This window comes from Agromyces seonyuensis (genome assembly GCF_009789225.1).
GTDB classification, from domain to species: Bacteria; Actinomycetota; Actinomycetes; order Actinomycetales; family Microbacteriaceae; genus Agromyces; species Agromyces seonyuensis.
The window spans coordinates 21,629-39,846 of record NZ_WSTA01000014.1; the positions used below are offsets into that span (position 1 = coordinate 21,629).

An 18,218-nucleotide genomic window follows, 5' to 3' on the forward strand; every position below is an offset into this window, starting at 1 on the left:
ATCCCGGCGCGGCTCGGCACCGCGGAATCCGATCGACGACGATCAAGGAGCGAAGCAATGCAGAGACAACGCAGGATGCCCGGAGGCCGGCCCCGCCGCCTCATGACGAGACTGGGGTTGGCGGGAGCCGTCGGACTCCTCGCGGCCGGCCTCGTCGCCACCCCGGCGCTCGGCGTCGGCGGCCCGAACCACGGCGGCGGCCCGGGGCACGGGGGCGGGCACGGCCCGAAGCCCGACCCCGTCCCGAGCGCCGAACTGACGGGGCTCGAGCCGACCGGCGCCGACATGCCGACGGTCGGCGGCAATCTCGGCAACCAGCACTATTCGGGGCTCACGCAGATCACGAAGCGCAATCTCGATCGGCTCGCGCCCGAGTGGGAGACGCACGTCTCCGCGGTCGCCCCGGCCTCCGACGACACCGGCCAGCAGACGACGCCCATCGTCGTCGACGGGGTCATCTACGTCGACACCCCCTCCGGCGGCGTCATCGCGGTCGACGGCAAGACCGGCGCCGCGGTGTGGAAGTGGGAGCCGACCGAGTTCGCCGCCTCCGGCACGCGCCGCGGCGTCGCGGCCGGCGAGGGCAAGATCTTCACGCTCGCCGACGGGGACCGGGTCGTCGCGCTCGACCAGGCGACCGGGCAGCAGGCCTGGGTCGTGCAGCCGACGGGACCGAACGGCGAGTTCCTCGGCAACTTCGACCGGGTCGCGACCGTGTACTGGGACGGCATCGTGTACGCCCACGCCGCCAACGGCGACCGCGCGGCAGTCGTGGCGCTCGATGCCTCCGACGGTTCGTATCTCTGGCACTTCTTCGGCGGCCCGCAGCGGGGCGTCGTCTACACCGACGTCAACGGGAACTCGGTGGATGCGGGCGGCACGTGGGGCGAGCTGCTGCCGGACGGCACGGACTGCGCCCTCGTCGGCGGGTCGACGCCGTGGATGCACGGCGCCGTCGACCCCGAGCTCGGCATGTACTACATGACCTTCGGCAATGCGCGCAGCTGCACCTCCTCGCAGAACGGCTCGCTGCGCCCGGGCGACAACCTGTTCTCGTCCACCCTCGTCGCCGTCGACATGACGACGGGCGACTACAAATGGCACTACCAGTCGATCCGGCACGACGTGTGGGACATGGACAACGTCCACCCGCCGACGCTCGCCGACATCCGTGTGCCCGTCGCCGCCGACGGGAACGGGAAGGGCAAGGGCAAGCCGAAGACGGAGGAGCGCAAGGTGCTCTTCTACGGCTCGAAGTCGGGCCACCAGTTCGTGCTCGACCGCACGAACGGCACGCCGGTGCTGCCCGTCGTCGACAAGCCGATGATCACCGACTCGCGGCAGGCGCACGCCGAGACGCAGCCCTTCCCGGTGAACCGCCTGCTGCCCGAGTGCATCGTCTACGAGCCGCTCGACCCGGAGAACATCCCCGGCGACCCGTGGCGCGCGGTGCCGAACTACAACGGCTACCAGCCCGATGCCGAGGGGAACCTCGTGTTCAACCCGGAGAGCTACGTCAAGGCGGACGAGCCGTTCCTGACGTACCCCGAGGGGTCGTCGGGCCACCGCGAAGGCTGCATGTACGACCCGCAGTTCGACCTGCCGATCCTCTCGACGACGAGCCAGAACGGCGGCGCCGACTGGTCGAACAACGCCTACAGCCACGAGACGAACCTCGTGTACTACCCGTACGGCACGAACCCGGTGGCGCACTACAACGGGGCCGCCTCCAACGGGCTGCGGGCCATCGGCCAGTACCAGACGGGCGGCATCCTCGCCTACGACGCCTCGACCGGCGAGGTCGCCTGGCAGAACCACCTCGGCACCGACATGTCGCACGGCCAGGGTCCCCTCGTGACGGCGACCGACCTCCTGTTCGTCGGGCAGATCGACGGCCGGGTCCTGGCCATGGATGCCTCGGACGGCGACGTGCTCTGGGACTTCCAGACCGGGTCCGGCATCGCCGGGGCGCCGATCACCTACGAGATCGACGGCGAGCAGTACGTCGCCGTGATCGCGGCGGGATCGACGAACCCGTACGGCGGCTCGATCACGGCCGGCGACTCGCTCTGGGCGTTCAAGCTCGGCGGCGACTACCGCACCGCCTCGGGCAGCCAGGAGGGTCCGGACACGTCGCCGCTGACGATCCGGCGGCCGGTGAGCGGGGCCGCGGTCGACGGTGCGGGCGTCGCGAACACCGTGCTGCTCGCCCGCACGAGCCGCACCGCCGACACGGCGGCCGCGCGCGACAGCGTCGCGACGAACGCCATGCAGCCGACGCACCTGCGCGTGCCCGTCGGCACCACGGTGACGTTCACGAACCCGGGCGCGGAGACGTTCCCGAACTTCCCGAACGCGAAGGAGCACTGCGCCACCCAGTTCTTCGAGGGGGAGTTCGCCTTCCGGCTGCAGCCGGGGGAGTCCGCGACCCACACGTTCGACCGGGCCGGGGAGTACTTCTTCAACGACTGCACCGACCCGCGGCCGACCGGCAAGATCGAGGTCGTGCTGACGCCGACGGACGTGCCGGGCGCACTGACGTTCTCGCGATCGAGTCTCGACCTCATGGCCCGTTCGGGGCTCTTCACCGGGGTGCGCGGCACGGCCACGGCCGAGTTCGCGATCCCGGCCGGGCATCGCTACGAGAGCGGGGCGGTGCTCGTCACGCCGCTCGGCCGCACACCGGTCGAGGCGGAGTCCGTGAAGACGCGGGGCGGCAAGTTGTTCGTCGAGTTCGACAAGGCCGACCTCGACCAGAACGTGCCGACCGGGTCGACGCAACTCACGCTCCGGGCGAACTTCCTGGTCGGAGGCGAGCAGGTGCAGTTGACCTCGACCGCGACGGTGACGGTCGTCAAGTAGGAGCGGCGACTGCCGGTCGGCCGGGTCCGGATCCGCGAGGGTCCGGGCCCGGCCGCCGTCGTGCTCGGCCGGAGCACTCCACTACCCCCGTTCGCGGGGCAAATGCTGCGAAACGACCACTTCCACATCCGCCGGACACTCGCTCTTCATGTTCCGTACGGCCCCGGCACACCGGCCGACCTGACGCTGACCCAGGTCGCGACAGGCGCGACCGCTCGACTCCAGTGCGGGAGCCCATGTCGTCGTCACGTGTCACCTTCTCGCGGTTCTCCGGTCCGAACGATCCGATGCTCGAGGCCTGGCGTCGGTTCCGCGGCCGCTTCGGCATCATCGACCCGGGGCCGCAGCCCGACGCGGCCGAACTCGTCGTGTGGCGCCTGTACGCCTCGAACAACCGCGAGCTCGCCCGGGGAGCGCGGCTGCACGGCTCTGCCGACGAGGCGCGGGACGCCGTCGCGGAGCTCCGCGCGAGTCGCTCGCAGCTCGGGATCCAGCTCGTGCGGGGGCCGGAGGCCGGGATGTTCGGCTGGCTCGCGGAGCTCGGCGGGGTGCCCGTCGTCACCGGCGCCCGGTGGTATCCGGCCTCCGTCTGCGCGGACGCCGCTGCGCTCGCCGTGGCGCTCCTGCCGGCCGCGGAGCCGGCCGAGGGGTGGCAGCCGCTCGGCCGCGGCGTCCGCGCGCGCGTCGTCGAACCGGCCGTGTGGCGCTGAGGGCGTGACGGGTGACGAGGGCGACCTCGTCGGCGGTCGCTACCGGCTCCGTCGGCGCCTCGGATCCGGCGGCACTGCGACCGTGCACGAGGCGTTCGACGAACGGATGCAGCAGCTCGTCGCGTTGAAGGTGCTGCATCCGCACCTCTCGAACTCGGATGCCCGTCGCGCCGCGTTCCTCGCCGAGGCGGAGCGCATCGCCGGGCTCCGGCACCCGAACCTCGCCGCCGCGTTCGGCACCGGCACGGAGGTGCAGGCCGACGGGGCGGTCCGGGCGTGGATCGTGCTGGAACGGGCGCCCGGCCGCCCGCTCTCCGAACTCGTCGCGGAGCAGGGCGGGCTTCCCCTCGGCACGGCGATCGCGGTCCTCGAAGGGACACTGCGGGGACTCGAGGCGGTGCACCTCACGGGGCTCGTGCATCGCGATGTGTCGCCGTCGAACGTGATCGTCGAGCTCGGCGGCGACGACGTCGTCGTGGGCGTCCGGCTCGTCGACTTCGGGCTCTCGGGTTCGGCGGGCGAGGCCGCACGTGGCCGGGACGTGCTGCGCGCGGCGACGAGCGAGGACGCCGGCGTGGTCGGCAACGCCGGCTACGTCTCGCCGGAGCAGGCGCGCGGACTTCCCGTCGATGAACGCGGCGACGTCTACCAGGCGGGCGGCGTGCTCTGCTTCGCCCTCACGGGCGCCGGGCCGTTCCCCCGGGAGAGCGCCGCCGCGACCCTCGAGGCGCATCGGGCCGAGCAACCGCCGACGCTCGCCGACCGGGTGCCCGGGGCGACGCGGGAGCTCGACCGGGTGCTGCGCCGCGCACTCGCGAAGCGACCCGACGACCGTTTCCCGACCGCGGAGGCGTTCCGCGCAGCGTTGGCCGCGCTCGCCGTGCCGGCCGTCGAGGCGACCGAGCGCGGCGACGACCGCCCGGATGGCGCCGATCCCGGCGACCCCGGCAACGCGCCCGGAGCCGGCGCCCTCGATCGCACGCGCGTGCTCGGCAGGACCCGCGTGCACCTCGCGGCGCCGGAGGAGTCGATCGTCCTGCCCGTCGGCGTGAACCGGACCCGACAGCGACGCGTCCGTCGTGCGCGTCGGCGTGGAGCGGAGACGGCGGTCGTCCTCGCGGCCGTCGCCGCGGTCGGCGCGCTCGTCGTCGGCGCCTCGCTCGCGACGCCGTCCGACGTCGTTTCCCCGCAGCCAGCGGCGGCGCCCGTGGAACGGCCGTCGCCGTCGCCGTCCGCTTCCCCCTCGCCGTCCCCGAGCGTCCGTTCGACCAGGGCCCCGGCGCTCGCATCGATCCCCGTCCCGGAACTCGCCGGCCTCGCGCTGGCGGAGGCGCGGAGCATCCTCGTCGGGCTCGGACTCTCGGTCGGGACGGTCTCGGTCGAGCACACGGAGGCGTCCGGCGACACCGTCCTCGCCTCGTCGCCCGGCGTCGATGCGCGACTCCCCGTCGGGGCGACGGTCGATCTCGTCGTCGCCTCCGGCTCGAACCGGGTGCCCGAGGTCCGCGGAATGTCCGTCGCCGCGGCCCGCGCCGTGCTCGAGGATGCCGGCTTCGGCGTCGAGGCGACGTCCGCCGCGGCCGGCGCCGTCGTGGGCGCCTCCCGACCGTCTGCGGGCGAGGTGCTGCGCCTGGGGTCGGTCGTCACGCTGCTGATCGCCGAGCCGACCCCGAGCGCTCCGCCCGTGACGACCTCGGCGCCGGTGCCGACCTCGACCGCCGCGCCGACCGCCGCGCCGACCGGACCGCCTGCCACAGCACCCCCCGAACGCGGGCCGTGACGCGGATGGGCCCTCGATCGCCACGCCGCTGACGACCGTCCTTCCGGATCCGTCCCGCTGCTGTTCACCGTTCGCTCCGAAAGTTTCCCGGGGTCTCGCCGGACCCCATCGCCAGACCCACCGAGGTGACATGATCCGCCTGCCGATCGATCGGCCGATGCAATGACCGATCCCCGCGACGAGGGAGCGGAGCGCGACGCCACGACCGAGCTCCTCGTCGAGCGCGTGCTGACCGCGCCCGGCCTCCGCGACGAACTCGCGACCGAGGTGCTGCCGCTCGCGGGCGGCGACCCGGAAGCGCGCCCGGAGCCCCGGACGCTGCGCTCGCGGCCGTCGGGTCCCGACCGACTGTTCCGGCTCACGGGGTTCGCGGCGGGCGGCACGACGGTCGCGATCATGCTCGCGGTCGGCGTGTTCCTCTCGTTCAACGCGGCCGATGCGATCTCCGTCGCGGGCCTCTCGTTCTTCACGACCACCGAGTGGTCGCCCGAGACGCAGGACTTCGGCATCGCGGCGGTGCTGTTCGGCACCGTCTCCATCGCGATCGTCGCGATGTGCGTCGCGGTGCCGCTCGCGCTCGGCACGGCGCTGCTCATCTCGGAGGTCGCTCCGGGCCGGTTCAAGTCGTTCCTCATCACGCTCGTCGACCTCATGGCCGCGGTGCCGAGCGTCGTCTTCGGCCTGTGGGGCGTGTTCTTCCTGCAGGAGAGCGTGATCCCGGTCTCGCAGTGGATCTCGAAGTACTTCGGGTGGATCCCCGTCTTCGCCGTCACCGACGCCGACGGCGTCCGGCTCACGGACGCGAGCGCGTTCACGTCGTCGGCGTTCATCGCGGGCATCGTGGTCGCGCTCATGGTCGTGCCCACGCAGACGTCGGTCATGCGCGAGGCGTTCTCGCAGGCGCCGATCGGCGAGCGGGAGGGCGCGCTCGCGCTCGGTTCGACGCGCTGGGGCATGATCCAGACGGTCGTGCTGCCGTTCGGCCGCGGCGGCATCATCGGCGGCACGATGCTCGGGCTCGGCCGCGCGCTCGGCGAGACCATCGCGGTCTACATGATCATCTCGCCGATCTTCGTCATCAACTGGCAGGTGCTGAAGACGGGCTCGAACTCGGTCAGCGCCCTCATCGCCCTGCGCTACGGCGAGGCGAGCGAGTTCGGCCTCTCGGCGCTCATGGCGGCGGGCCTCGTGCTCTTCTTCATCACCCTGGTGATCAATTTCGTCGCGTCCTCGATCGTGGCCCGCAGCCGCTCGGGCGCCCAGAGCGAGGCATGATGACGACCGAGACGCAGACGGAACTCCGCGAGGACGAGCTCCTCATCGAGCCGGCCGAACCGACGCAGCCCCGCACGCGGCCCCGCACGAGGCGGCCCGACCCGGGGACGACCGAGACCGGCCCGAAGCGCCTCGTCCGCAGTGCGACCGTCTCGGACCGCTTCAACCTGCTCGGCGCCGGCGCCGCGGCGATCGCGGTGTCGACGCTGCTGTTCTTCTTCCTGACGCCGATGACCGGCTACGTCGGCTGGATCGTCGTGTCGTTCCTCGGGTTCCTCCTGATCTACGCTCTGCTCGTCTCGTTGAGCGGCAACCGGCAGGAGGTCTCCGACCGCATCCTGACCTGCCTGCTCGTCAGCGCGGGCGTCATCCTGATCTTCGCGCTCGTGTTCGTCGTGGCGTTCGCCCTGCTCCGCGGGCTCCCGGCGCTGGCGCACCTGAACTTCTTCACCGAGACGATGAAGCTCGCGGGGCCGCTCGACCCGCTCAGCATGGGCGGCATCCTGCACGCGATCGTCGGCACGCTCATCCAGATCTCGATCGCGCTCGCGATCACGATCCCGCTCGGCATCGCGACGGCGGTCTTCCTGAACGAGATCGGCGGGAAGTTCGCGCGGTTCGTGCGCACGATCTCGGACGCGATGACCGCGCTCCCGTCGATCGTCGCCGGCCTGTTCGTCTATGCCGCGGTCATCCAGTTCATCACCCACGAGCGCTCGGGCTTCGCCGCATCGCTCGCGATCAGCGTCATGATGCTGCCGATCATCATCCGCGCCTCGGACGTCGTGCTGCGGCTCGTGCCCGGCAACCTCCGCGAGGCCTCGTACGCGCTCGGCACCACCAGGTGGCGCACGGTGTGGCACGTCGTGCTGCCGACGGCTCGGTCGGGCCTCGTCACGGCGGTCATCCTCGGCACGGCCCGCGGCATCGGCGAGACGTCCCCGGTGCTGCTGACCTCGGGCGTCACCGCGGTGCTCAACTTCAACCCCTTCGAGGGGCCGATGATCTCCCTGCCGCTGCAGGTCTTCGACTTCGTCAAATCGCCCGAGCCGAACATGATCGCGCGGGGTTTCGGCACGGCGGCGACCCTCGTGCTGCTCGTGCTGCTGCTCTTCCTCATCGCCCGGGCGATCGGCGGTCGCGCGCCCGGCGTGCTGAGCAGCCGCCAGCAGCGCTCGGCGGCCATGCGCAGCGCGGCGGATGCCTCGCGCATCACGCTCCGCCACATGCAGCGGGAGGCGGCGGCGCACCCGATCGAGTACGCGGTCGAGACGCCGGTCGAGGATGCTCCGGTCGCGCCGGATCCAGGGGAGACGAAGCCGGTCGCGGATGCCTCGCCCGAGACGGCCCCGGAAGGGGCGCCGGACCCGCCGGTTCGGCGGCGCATCCTCCCGCCGCGGCTCGACTGGGGCCGGCTGCGGCACTCGCTGACGACCGGCCGGGCAGACCCCGAGACCCCCGTCGACCCCGACCCCGACCCCGATCCCGACTCCGATTCCGACCCCCAGACCGAGGAGCGCTCGTCGTGACCATCCGAATCCGCCGACTGGTCCGCGCTGCGACCGGTTCCGCACTCGTGCTGCTGCTCGCGGCCGGGTTGTCGCAGCAGGGAGCATCCCTCGCCCGTGCCGAGTCGTACGTGAACATCGCGGGGACGGGCTCGACGTGGTCGCAGAACGCGCTCGACCAATGGCGCAAGAACGTGCAGGCCAACTACGGCATGACGATCAACTACTCCGGCACCGGCTCGTCGGCGGGCCGACGCGACTTCATCGACGGCAGCGTCGACTTCGCCGTGTCGGAGATCCCGTTCCAGACGGCGCCGGAGGACGGCTCGGCGCCCGAGGTGCCGCGCACCGGCTACGCCTACATGCCCATCGTCGCCGGCGGCACGTCGTTCATGTACAACCTCAAGATCGGCGGCAAGCGGGTGACGAACCTGCGCCTGTCGGGCGACGTCATCACGAAGATGTTCACGGGCGCGATCTCGAAGTGGAACGACCCGGCGATCCAGGCCGACAACCCGGGCCTCGCCATGCCCGACCGGGCGATCGTGCCGGTCGTGCGCTCCGACGGCTCCGGCTCGAGCGCGCAGTTCTCGCTCTGGATGTCGAAGCAGTACCCGAGCCTGTGGACTGCGGGCATGCGCTCGCAGTTCCCGACGCCGGCGAACGGGAAGGCGCAGAACGGCTCGCTCGGCGTCGCCGGCTACGTCAGCCAGGACTACGGCGAGGGTGCGATCACCTACGTCGAGTACTCGTACGCACTGAAGTCCGGCTTCCCCGTCGCGAAAGTGCTCAACGCGGCCGGGTACTACATCGAGCCGACGGCGAACTCCGTCGCGGTCGCGCTCCTCAAGGCGGGCATCAACTCCGACCTCACGCAGAACCTCGACGGCGTCTACAACAACGCCGATCCGCGCACCTACCCGCTCTCGAGCTACTCGTACATGATCGTGCCGACGGAGGTCGCGGCCGGCAGCATCTTCACCGAGGCGAAGGGAAAGACCCTCGGCGCGTTCGCGACGTACTTCCTCTGCGAGGGCCAGCAGCAGGCCTCCGCGCTCGGCTACTCGCCGCTGCCGATGAACCTCGTGCGCGCCGGGTCGGAGGTCATCAAGCGGATTCCGGGCGCGAACACGGGCGGCATCGACTTCAACGCGTGCAACAACCCGACCTTCAAGGCCGGCGAGAGCGAAGCCGACAACCAGCTCGCGAAGACGGCGCCGCAGCCGGCCGCGTGCGACAAGAAAGGGCCGGACCAGTGCACGACCGGCACGGCCGGCGCGTTGACCGAGACGCCCGTCACCGGCACCGGCGGCGGTGGGTCGTCGGCCGACGGCGGGTCGTCGACGGAGGGCGCTGCGACGGGTGGCGGCGGATCGGCGGACAACGCGACCGCCGACACCGGCGGGGCGGATGCCTCCGGCGCGGAGGCGATCTACGACGCGAACGGCAATCTCGTGTCGGGAAGTTCGTCGGTCGTCGGTTCCGCGGTGTCGTCGCCCTTCACCCTGCCCGAGGACGAGTGGGAGACGCCGCAGTACCTGATGCTCGCCGCTGTCGTGCTGTTCGCGCTGGCGATCCTCGTCCCGCCGCTCGTCTCGCCGCGGATGCGACGCAGCCGCGGCGGCGGCGGCTCGAGCTGACCGGCGCCTCGCCGACGCTTCCGGCCGGGGGTCGCGACCTCGCGACCCCCGGCCGTTGCCCGCGCGTCTGAAAACTGCACTGATCGGGGATTTTGCAGCGACCCCGAGTGTTCCGACGGGGTCCCCCCTTGTTGCGGATCCGTTCATCCACGGGCCACGCACCGCCCATACCTTCACTTCCGGCCGGCAGGAAACCTGCCCGAAATCCTCATGGAGGACCCCTGTGCAGCTCGCACGCTCAACCCGACGCCCGACCTGGATCGCTTCCGGATCCGTCGGTCTGCTCACCGGCGCGCTCGTCTTCGGACTGGTCGCGCTGACGGGCATCGTCGTGGAGTCGGCGCCGGCCAACGCCGCCGATTCCTCGGCCGTGACGCTCACGGCCGCGGAGCAGGACCACGACCTCGAGCACGCCCCGTTCCCCGACCTCGCGGTGACGGTGTCGCAGACCCAGGACCTGGTCGCGCAGGGCATCCGCGTCAGCTGGACGGGCGGCAAGAAGTCGACGGCGCCGACCGCCGGCAGCAACGGCGGCACGAACTTCCTCCAGATCTTCATGTGCTGGGGCGAGGACGAGCAGAACCCGGGCCGACCCGATCGCACGACGTGCATGTACGGCGGCGCGAACTCTCCCGGTTCGACGCGCGACGCCTACCGCAACATGTCGCTCGACGCGATCCCGGCCGAGGATCAGGCGTTCTCGGCGCCGTCGGCCGTGTCGTTCCTCCCGCCGTACACCGGCATCCCGTTCGTCGCTCGCGACGGTTCGCGCGTCGACGGCGTCACGACCGATCCGACGACCGGCGCCAAGTCCATCGACGGCACCGTCAACCTCAACATCAACCCGTACTTCACGGCCAACACGACGAACGAGATCCCGTGGGTCGGCTCGGGCAATGACGGCAAGGGCTCGGTCTCGTTCGAGGTGCAGACCGCCTCGCAGGCTCCGGCGCTCGGCTGCGGCGAGGCCGCGACGAGCGGCGGCGTGACCACCGGGGCGAGCTGCTGGCTTGTGATCCTGCCCCGCGGAGTCTCCGACAACGGCGCCGCCAACATCACGCAGTCCGGTCTCTTCATCGAGTCCTGGAAGCACGCGCTGGCCGTCGAGCTCGACTTCGAACCGGTCGGCAGCCGCTGCCCGGTCGGCGCGGCCGAACGCCAGCTCGCCGGCAGCGAACTCGCGGCGCTCGCCGTCAACTCGTGGCAACCGGCGGTCTGCAACCAGGAGGGCGGGTCCGTCTACTCCCTCCTCACCATGCCGGAATCGGACGCCGTCACGGCGGCGGCGACGACCGTCGACGCGCCGCTCGCGCTGACGAGCAATCCGCTGGACCTCGAGGGCAGCGACGATCCCCTGAAGTACGCACCGATCGCCCTCACCGGCGTGACGATCTCGGTGGCGATCGACCGACGCCCGAACCCGTTCCTCGAGCTTCCGGATGCGTACACGGACGCGGCGCGATCACCGTTCACGACCGTCAACCTGACGCCGCGCCTCTTGGCGAAGCTGTTGAGCTACTCGTACCTCTCGGCGTTGCCGAACGGCACGGACACGAGCTACCTCGACGGCACGAACCTCGACACCATCACGAAGGACCCCGACTTCCTCGCCGTCAACGACGTGGAGTGGGCGGCGCAGGATCTCGCGGGGCCGGCGATCGCCGATGTGATCGTGCCGCAGGGCCGCTCCGACGCGGCACGGGCGGTCTGGGCATACATCGCCGCCGACGAGGATGCGCGGGACTTCATGGCGGGCGAGCCCGACCCGTGGGGCATGGTCGTGAACCCGTACTACTCGACGGACGCCGCGAAGAATCCCAGCGGCTACGCCTTCGACCTCGACCGCGACGACTTCCCGAAGGCCGACCCGGTCGAGGCGACGCCCGCGAACCAGGGCCCCATCAACCTCGTCACCTGGCGACCGTATGCGAACGACCTCGGCACCGTCGCCTATCTCAGCTTGCGCGGCGACGGCCTCCTCCTCGGCGGCTGGGACCCCTACTCGTTCCCCGCGAAGTACACGAAGGGCGCCCGGATGCTTCCCGGCAACCAGGCTCTGCTCGGGCTCACCAGCACCGCCGACGCCGCCCGCTACCAGGTCGTCACGGCGTCGCTGCAGAACCCGTCGGGCAAGTTCGTCGATCCGACGAACAGGTCGATGCTCGCCGCGGCGGAAGCGATGACGGCGAACGGCGAGTCGACGACGGTGCTGGAGTTCGATCCGGAATCGACGACCGCGCAGACGGCCGGCGGGGCGTATCCGCTCACCCTGCCGGTCTACGCGGCGGCCAACCCGTATGGTGCGGGCCCGGAGCTGCGCACGGCGTACGCCAAGTTCATCCGGTACGCCGCGGGCACCGACGGCCAGACGCCCGGCGTCGAGACCGGCCGGCTTCCCGCGGGATACGCACCGATCCCGGCGGCATGGGCCCAGGCTGCCGACGCGGCGGCCGACGCGATCGAAAAGGGTCCGGTCTCGACGCAGCAGCCGAGCACGGGCACCGGCACGAACACCGGCACTTCGTCCTCGGGCTCGCCGCTCGGCGGCTCGACCGCCTCATCGGGCTCGAACGGCATCACGCCGACGGTCGGCGGCGGCGGCGCAGCGGAGCAGCAGCCGGTGGCGAGCGGCGCTGTCAGCCCGTCCCTGAACGGCTCGACGACGCCGGTCGACCCGACGACGGCGACGAGCTACGTCGTCCCGATCAGCCTCCTCGCCGGCACCGCCAGCGCGATCGTCACGTTGATCGTGGCGCGACGCCGGCCCATCAGAACTTGGGTGCGCCGCTAGGCGTGCTCGGGCCGGGCGGCGTCGTCGTCCGGAACTTGCTTCGAAAGGTCACGGAATGAAGTCCAAGAAGGTTCTCGCCCTCGGGGCGGCGACTGCGGTCGCCCTCGTGGGTGCGTTCGCGGCTGCTCCTGCATACGCGGACCCGATCACCGACGGCTACTCGATCGTCGGCTCCGACACGTTGCAGGACGCCGTCGGCGCGCTCGCAAACGGCACGACGATCACCGGATCGTCGGTCAAGCTCAAGGGCGCCGGCAAGTCGCTCGGCTCGTGGGACGCCTTCACGCTCGGCGTCTCCGGCGGCGTCGGCAAGATCCAGGCCAAGGCCTACGGCCCGGTCTTCGACCGTCCGAACGGTTCCGGCGCGGGCCGCACGTCGCTGCTCCGTTCGATCGGCTACAGCGGCAGCACCGTCTACAACGGCGTCGACGTCGCCGGCCAGGTCGACTTCGCCCGCACCTCGTCGAAGGGCACGTCGGTCTCCGGCGGCGTGCTCACCTACGTCCCCTTCGGTCAGGACGCCATCTCGTTCATCTCCGAAGTCGGCGCCGACTCCGACGGCGACGGCGACGCCGCGGCCGCGGCAGCCTGGGTCGCGAGCCTCACCAAGGCGGAGCTCACGTCGATCTACCAATCGACGTCGGCCGCGCCGGTCGCGGTGCCCGGCACCGACTACGTCGTCAAGCCGCTCGGCCTGCAGTCCTCGTCGGGCACGTGGACGACGTTCCTCACCAAGATCGGCGTCACGACGATCGGCACCGGCGTCGACACCCGCAGCAACTCGATCCCCGAGAACGACGGCGCGCAGCTCACGGCCGGCGCGAACGAGATCCAGATCGTCCCGGTCTCGGCGGCGAACTACGTCGGCCAGGTCAACGGCGCCGCGCGCATCAACACGATGGCCGGCGTCACGCTCGGCTCGATCGACGGCGTCGCACCGGCGACGGGCTCGGCGCCGAACCTCGTGCCGAACCCGACGTTCTACAACAGCGCCGACTGGGGCCGCACGGTCTTCATCGTCGTGCCGACGGCGAAGATCACGCCCGGCGCGTCGTTCGACCAGGGCACCTCCGACCTGGTCAACACGAACTCCACGGTCAGCCTCACCTACTGGGGCACCTCGAACGCCCCGGGCACGTCCAAGGCCGTGAAGCTCAAGTTCGGCTTCGCCCAGCCCGTCGACGCAGCATTCACCGCGAACAACTGATCCACCGATTCGGAAAGGGAAGTAGCGCAACAATGAACAGCTTCATCCGGCGCGGCCGCAACGGCCTCCTCGCCGCCGCCACCGCTGCGGTGCTCGTCATCGCTCCGACGATGTCCGCCAACGCGGCCACCGCCGTCGAACCCACTGTCGGCTCCGACAAGCCGCTCTACCTCGTCAGCCCCGAGGACGGCTCCCTCTACCCAGAGGGCACGTCGATCCTCTGGGGTGCGGCGGTGGCTGCGGCCCCGACGCCCGGTGACGAGGAGTACGACTCGCCGTGGATCCGCCCGGCCGGCGCGGACCAGATGCGTCAGTTCATCTCGCCGCGCGGCCAGGAGCGCAACATCAACGCCTGGAACGCCTACGCATCGCTGGGCAACCCCGCGACGAACCTCATCCCCGACGTCTCCGGCTTCGGCAACACGACCGCGGGACTCGGCACGCCGTCGGGCGCCGCCGCGGTGGCCATCGCCGGTGGCAAGTACTCCCTCGGTGTGGCGTACATCCACCAGGACACCACCACGGTCGTCGAGGTGAACTACACCTACATCGAGGTGACGGCGAACTCGAACCCGAGCCTCGCGACCTACACGTGGGACGTCCCGGAGGTCCAGGTCCCGGACTCCGCTCCGGCGATCACGACGCAGCCGGCGAGCGCCACGGTCAACCCGGGCGCCTCGGCGACCTTCACCGCGGCGGCGGACGGCAAGCCCGTCCCGTCGGTGCAGTGGCAGTCGAACGCCGGCTCCGGCTGGGCCGACGTCGCCGGCGCGACCAACGCGTCGCTGACGGTCTCGAACACGACGCTCGCCCAGTCGGGCACGCAGTACCGCGCCGTCTTCACCAACACCCTCGGCTCGGTCACCACCGACGCCGCGACCCTGACCGTCGCCCCGGTCGCCCCGTCGAAGCCCACCACCGGTGAGTCCGACATCGCCGACCCGGCCAAGGGCGCCCAGTCCGTCACGATCCCGGCCGGTGTCGCCGCGGCCCAGACGGTCCAGGTCTGGAACTGGGCCGGCGCCGCCGCCCAGCCCGCCAACCTCGGCCAGGCCGTCGTCGACGCCGACGGCAACGTGGTCGTGGACATCCACGACCTCGCGAAGTTCCCGGCGGGTCTCAACACCGTCGCGTTCACCCTCGCGGGCGACTCGTCGTTCACGGTCACCTCGTGGACGTCCTTCACGAAGCTGTCGGGCACGGGCGACCCCCTCACCGACACCGCCGACGTCGTCGCCACCGTCACCGCGAGCGACCTCTGGGCGCTCGAGGCGACGGAGTCCGTCATCGACTTCGGCAACGTCGCGCGCAACGCCACGGCGACCGCCTCGCTCGGCAAGGTCACCGTCATCGACGACCGCAACGAGCTCAAGGGCTGGAACCTGGACGCCACGTGGGGCGACTTCGTCAAGGCCGGCACGACTGACACGATCGCCGCGTCGAACCTGACCGTCGCGCCGAAGTTCTTCGCGGGCTACAACGCCATCGCCGGCATCACCGTCGGCTCGGGCGCCCACATCGCGGAGAGCACGCCGGTCTCGACGCTGCCCTCGGGTGCGCTCTTCGACGCCGCCCTGGCGTTCAAGGCCCCGGTCACCGCGCAGGCCGGCGAGTACCACTCGACGCTGACCCTCACGCTCACCACCAAGTGAGCTGAGGCGCTCCGCGCCGCGCTTCTCGCAACTGCACTACCGCCCGGTGGGGAGGCCGTTCGCGGCCTTCCCACCGGGTGCGTTCCACCCGGCCGACGCGTGATGCCCGTTCGACACGCCGCGCATACGCGTCGTTCATGATGGCGACGCGCGTACGTCGCCCATTCCTGCGGAGATACATCGTGCTCAATCCTCCCGCCCGAAAGCGCACTCGCGTCCTCCGATCGCTCGGCGCGATCGCCCTCGTCCTGGCCGCCGGCGCCGGGATGCTCGGCTCGGCGCTCCCGGCGACGGCGGCCGACGACGACAACACGGTCGGCGTCGCGACGCGTCCTGCCGGCGCCGACGGCCTCCCCGACAGCCGCACGCGCTTCAGCTACACCGGCGACCCCGGCCAGAGCGTCACCGACCAGGTGCTCGTCGGCAACACGGGCTCCGAGCGGCAGGAGTTCACCGTTTACGCGACCGACGGGTTCAACGCCGCCGACGGCGCGTTCTCGCTGCTCGAGACCGCGGAGACGCCGACGTCGATCGGCACGTGGGTGACCTTCGCCGACGGCGGCGATCGGGTGACCTTCTCGCTCGAGCCCGACGAGGTGCGACTCCTCACCTTCACGCTCGCCTTCCCGGCCGACGCGACCCCGGGCGACCACATCGGCGGCCTCGTCGCGTCCGTCGTCGAGCAGGGCACGCAGGTCAGCCTCGACCGCCGCGTCGCGACCTCGATCTACGCGCGCGTCTCGGGGGAGCTTCAGCCGAGCGTGACCGTCACGAGTATGGACGCCGCGCACCACGGCGACTGGTGGAACCCGTTCGCCGGCTCGGTGACGGTGCGCTACTCCGTCACCAACGCCGGCAACGTCGCGCTCGCCGCCAACCTCACGCTCGGCGTGCGCACGTGGTTCGGCATCGCCGCCGCGAGCGACCAGGGCGCCACCGTGCCGGTGCTGCTGCCGGGCAACTCGGCGACGTACGAGTACGAGGTCGAGGGCGTCGGCCAGTGGCTCTATCTGAACCCGTACGTGCGCTTGAACCCGTTCGTCGATTCGTCCGACGCCGAGGCGCAGCTGCTGCCCGTCGCACTCACCCACCGCGACACCGTCACGTGGGCGGTCCCGTGGTCGCTGCTCATCCTCCTCGCGCTCGTCGCGCTCGCCCTGCTGTTCGTGCGCTGGCGTCGTCGACAGGATGCTGCGCGTGCGCAGGCCTGGATGGAGTACACGGAGCAGGAGGCGACGCGCAAGGCCGAGGCCCAGCGCGACGCCGACCTCGTCGACGCTGGCAAGGCGAACGCTCCGTGAACCAGCGATCTCCTCGCCGCCTCGGGGCTGCGGCGGCGATGGGCGCGATCGCGCTCATCGCACTCCTGGGGGCCCAGCCGCTCGAGGGGGCGCGCGCCGATGACGAGGCCGGCACCGGGAACGTGTCGGTGACGATCGTCGACCCGACGACGCCGTCGCCCACCGCCACGCCATCGCCGAGCCCGTCGTCGACCGCTGCGCCATCGGGAACGACCGGCGTGGGATCGAGCACCGGCGGGGGCGGCTCCGGCTCCGGAGCATCCACCGGTTCGGGCAGCACCACGACCCCGGATGGCGCGAGCCCCGGGGGCGATCAGCCCGCCGATGAACTCTCGCTCGGCGGCGTGCTCTACATCGGCGGGCTCGGTGCGGAGTACACGCCGTCGACCGACCCGCTCGCCGGCTCCGTCGACCTCGTCTTCACGGTGCGCAATGCGTCGGAGACGACGTTCGACGCGGAGGTCGTCGCCTGGACCGAGACCCCGCTCGGCACGCGCATCGACACGGCGTCGGCCGAGATCGCCGGCCTCGCCGGCGACGAGGTGCGCACGATCCGGTTGCGGACGAGCGGCGTCGGCCAGTGGCCGATCGTGAACGCGTTCGTCACCGTGACGCCGCCGAACCAGGTCGAGGGCACCACACTCACCCCCGTCACTCGGGAGGCCTCCGTCTTCACGTTCCCGTGGGCCTTCGGCCTGCTCGCGCTGGTCGTCGCCGCGACGATCGCGATCACCCGATTCGTTCGAGCCAGGCGGGCGGCCGTGCCGATCCGCGAACCGCAAGGAGTCACCGCATGACGACCGACACCGGTCGAACCCGTTCCGCCGACTCGCCGACGACCGAGAAGGCTCCGGCATCCGCCGAGTCCTCGGTCCTGTCGCGATCCGGCAGGTCGCGCACCCGCGTCGGGATCATCATCGGCGCCGCCGTGCTCGTCGCGACGGCCGTCGGCGTCGGCATCGGCGTCGCGGTCACCTCCGACGGCACCCCGGTCGCCGGGCCGTCCGACGGGCCGGTCCATCTCTGGAACGTCGACACCGAGCAGCTCGCCGAGGCGCCGGGAGCCGAGTTCGCGTTCGACCAGGTGCTGCACTGGGCCGCGAGCGACACCGACGAGCTCGCTCCGATCGTCTGCCCCGCCGAGTCGACAGGTGCGTGGACGTTCGTGAGCGAACCGGGCTCCGAGCACGCCGGCATCACCGGCTGGAAGGCATACTCCATGTCGGGCTTCGACCCGGAGCCCGCCGAGCCCGGCCGCCTCGAAGTGCTGCTTCCCGTCGCGAGCCTCGACTACCAGAGCGACGGTTCGGCCGGCGCCTACGAAGACGTGCGCGTCTCGGGCGGCACCCTCAGCACCGGCGTCGCCTGCGTCGCGCAGGACGGCGCCGTCACCGCCGCGCACTTCCGCACCGTCCACGTGACGGCCGGCACCGGCGCGTTCACGATCGACCCGATCGGCGGGTGAACGTGACGACCGAACTCGACCGGGGTC

12 protein-coding genes are annotated in these 18,218 nt (G+C 71.4%); all 12 read left to right on the forward strand.

Translation table 11 applies throughout. The features are described 5' to 3' along the window. Nucleotides 1-117 precede the first annotated feature (117 nt). The 12 genes from GB864_RS04835 to GB864_RS04890 all read left to right on the forward strand — a co-directional run bounded on the left by GB864_RS04835 (nucleotide 118) and on the right by GB864_RS04890 (nucleotide 18,191). A complete protein-coding gene (locus GB864_RS04835) occupies nucleotides 118-2,862 on the forward strand; it encodes an outer membrane protein assembly factor BamB family protein (protein ID WP_160423220.1) in 2,745 nt (914 codons plus the stop codon). A gap of 236 nt (nucleotides 2,863-3,098) precedes the next feature. Then, nucleotides 3,099-3,572: a hypothetical protein gene (locus GB864_RS04840; RefSeq protein WP_160423221.1), complete on the forward strand. Its 474-nt coding sequence runs from the start codon at nucleotides 3,099-3,101 to the stop codon at nucleotides 3,570-3,572. 4 nt (nucleotides 3,573-3,576) lie between these two features. Further along, on the forward strand, nucleotides 3,577-5,352 hold the full coding sequence (locus GB864_RS04845) for a protein kinase domain-containing protein (RefSeq protein WP_160423222.1): 1,776 nt from the start codon (nucleotides 3,577-3,579) through the stop codon (nucleotides 5,350-5,352). Between the two features lie 162 nt (nucleotides 5,353-5,514). Further along, the gene (gene pstC / locus GB864_RS04850; RefSeq protein ID WP_202106987.1) at nucleotides 5,515-6,627 is read left to right on the forward strand and encodes a phosphate ABC transporter permease subunit PstC; all 1,113 of its coding nucleotides are present in this window, start codon (nucleotides 5,515-5,517) and stop codon (nucleotides 6,625-6,627) included. Next, nucleotides 6,627-8,156 carry a phosphate ABC transporter permease PstA gene (gene pstA / locus GB864_RS04855; RefSeq protein ID WP_160423223.1) on the forward strand — a complete coding sequence of 510 codons (1,530 nt, stop codon included), beginning with the start codon at nucleotides 6,627-6,629 and terminating at the stop codon, nucleotides 8,154-8,156. Before pstC ends, pstA begins: the two co-directional genes overlap by 1 nt. Next, nucleotides 8,153-9,775: a phosphate ABC transporter substrate-binding protein PstS gene (gene pstS / locus GB864_RS04860; RefSeq protein ID WP_160423224.1), complete on the forward strand. Its 1,623-nt coding sequence runs from the start codon at nucleotides 8,153-8,155 to the stop codon at nucleotides 9,773-9,775. The genes pstA and pstS overlap by 4 nt, the downstream gene beginning before the upstream one ends. Nucleotides 9,776-9,998: 223 nt before the next feature. After that, nucleotides 9,999-12,566, forward strand: coding sequence for a hypothetical protein (locus tag GB864_RS04865; RefSeq protein WP_160423225.1), 2,568 nt, complete (start codon nucleotides 9,999-10,001; stop codon nucleotides 12,564-12,566). Between the two features lie 55 nt (nucleotides 12,567-12,621). Continuing rightward, on the forward strand, nucleotides 12,622-13,773 hold the full coding sequence (locus GB864_RS04870; protein ID WP_160423226.1) for a hypothetical protein: 1,152 nt from the start codon (nucleotides 12,622-12,624) through the stop codon (nucleotides 13,771-13,773). Nucleotides 13,774-13,805: 32 nt separating this feature from the next. Then, nucleotides 13,806-15,425 carry an immunoglobulin domain-containing protein gene (locus GB864_RS04875; protein WP_160423227.1) on the forward strand — a complete coding sequence of 540 codons (1,620 nt, stop codon included), beginning with the start codon at nucleotides 13,806-13,808 and terminating at the stop codon, nucleotides 15,423-15,425. Between the two features lie 182 nt (nucleotides 15,426-15,607). After that, the gene (locus GB864_RS04880) at nucleotides 15,608-16,726 is read left to right on the forward strand and encodes a COG1470 family protein (RefSeq protein ID WP_202106988.1); all 1,119 of its coding nucleotides are present in this window, start codon (nucleotides 15,608-15,610) and stop codon (nucleotides 16,724-16,726) included. Next, nucleotides 16,723-17,523, forward strand: a complete 801-nt coding sequence (locus GB864_RS04885) for a hypothetical protein (RefSeq protein WP_160423228.1) — start codon at nucleotides 16,723-16,725, stop codon at nucleotides 17,521-17,523. The genes GB864_RS04880 and GB864_RS04885 overlap by 4 nt, the downstream gene beginning before the upstream one ends. Continuing rightward, nucleotides 17,520-18,191 carry a hypothetical protein gene (locus GB864_RS04890; protein WP_160423229.1) on the forward strand — a complete coding sequence of 224 codons (672 nt, stop codon included), beginning with the start codon at nucleotides 17,520-17,522 and terminating at the stop codon, nucleotides 18,189-18,191. Before GB864_RS04885 ends, GB864_RS04890 begins: the two co-directional genes overlap by 4 nt. Nucleotides 18,192-18,218: the final 27 nt, after the last annotated feature.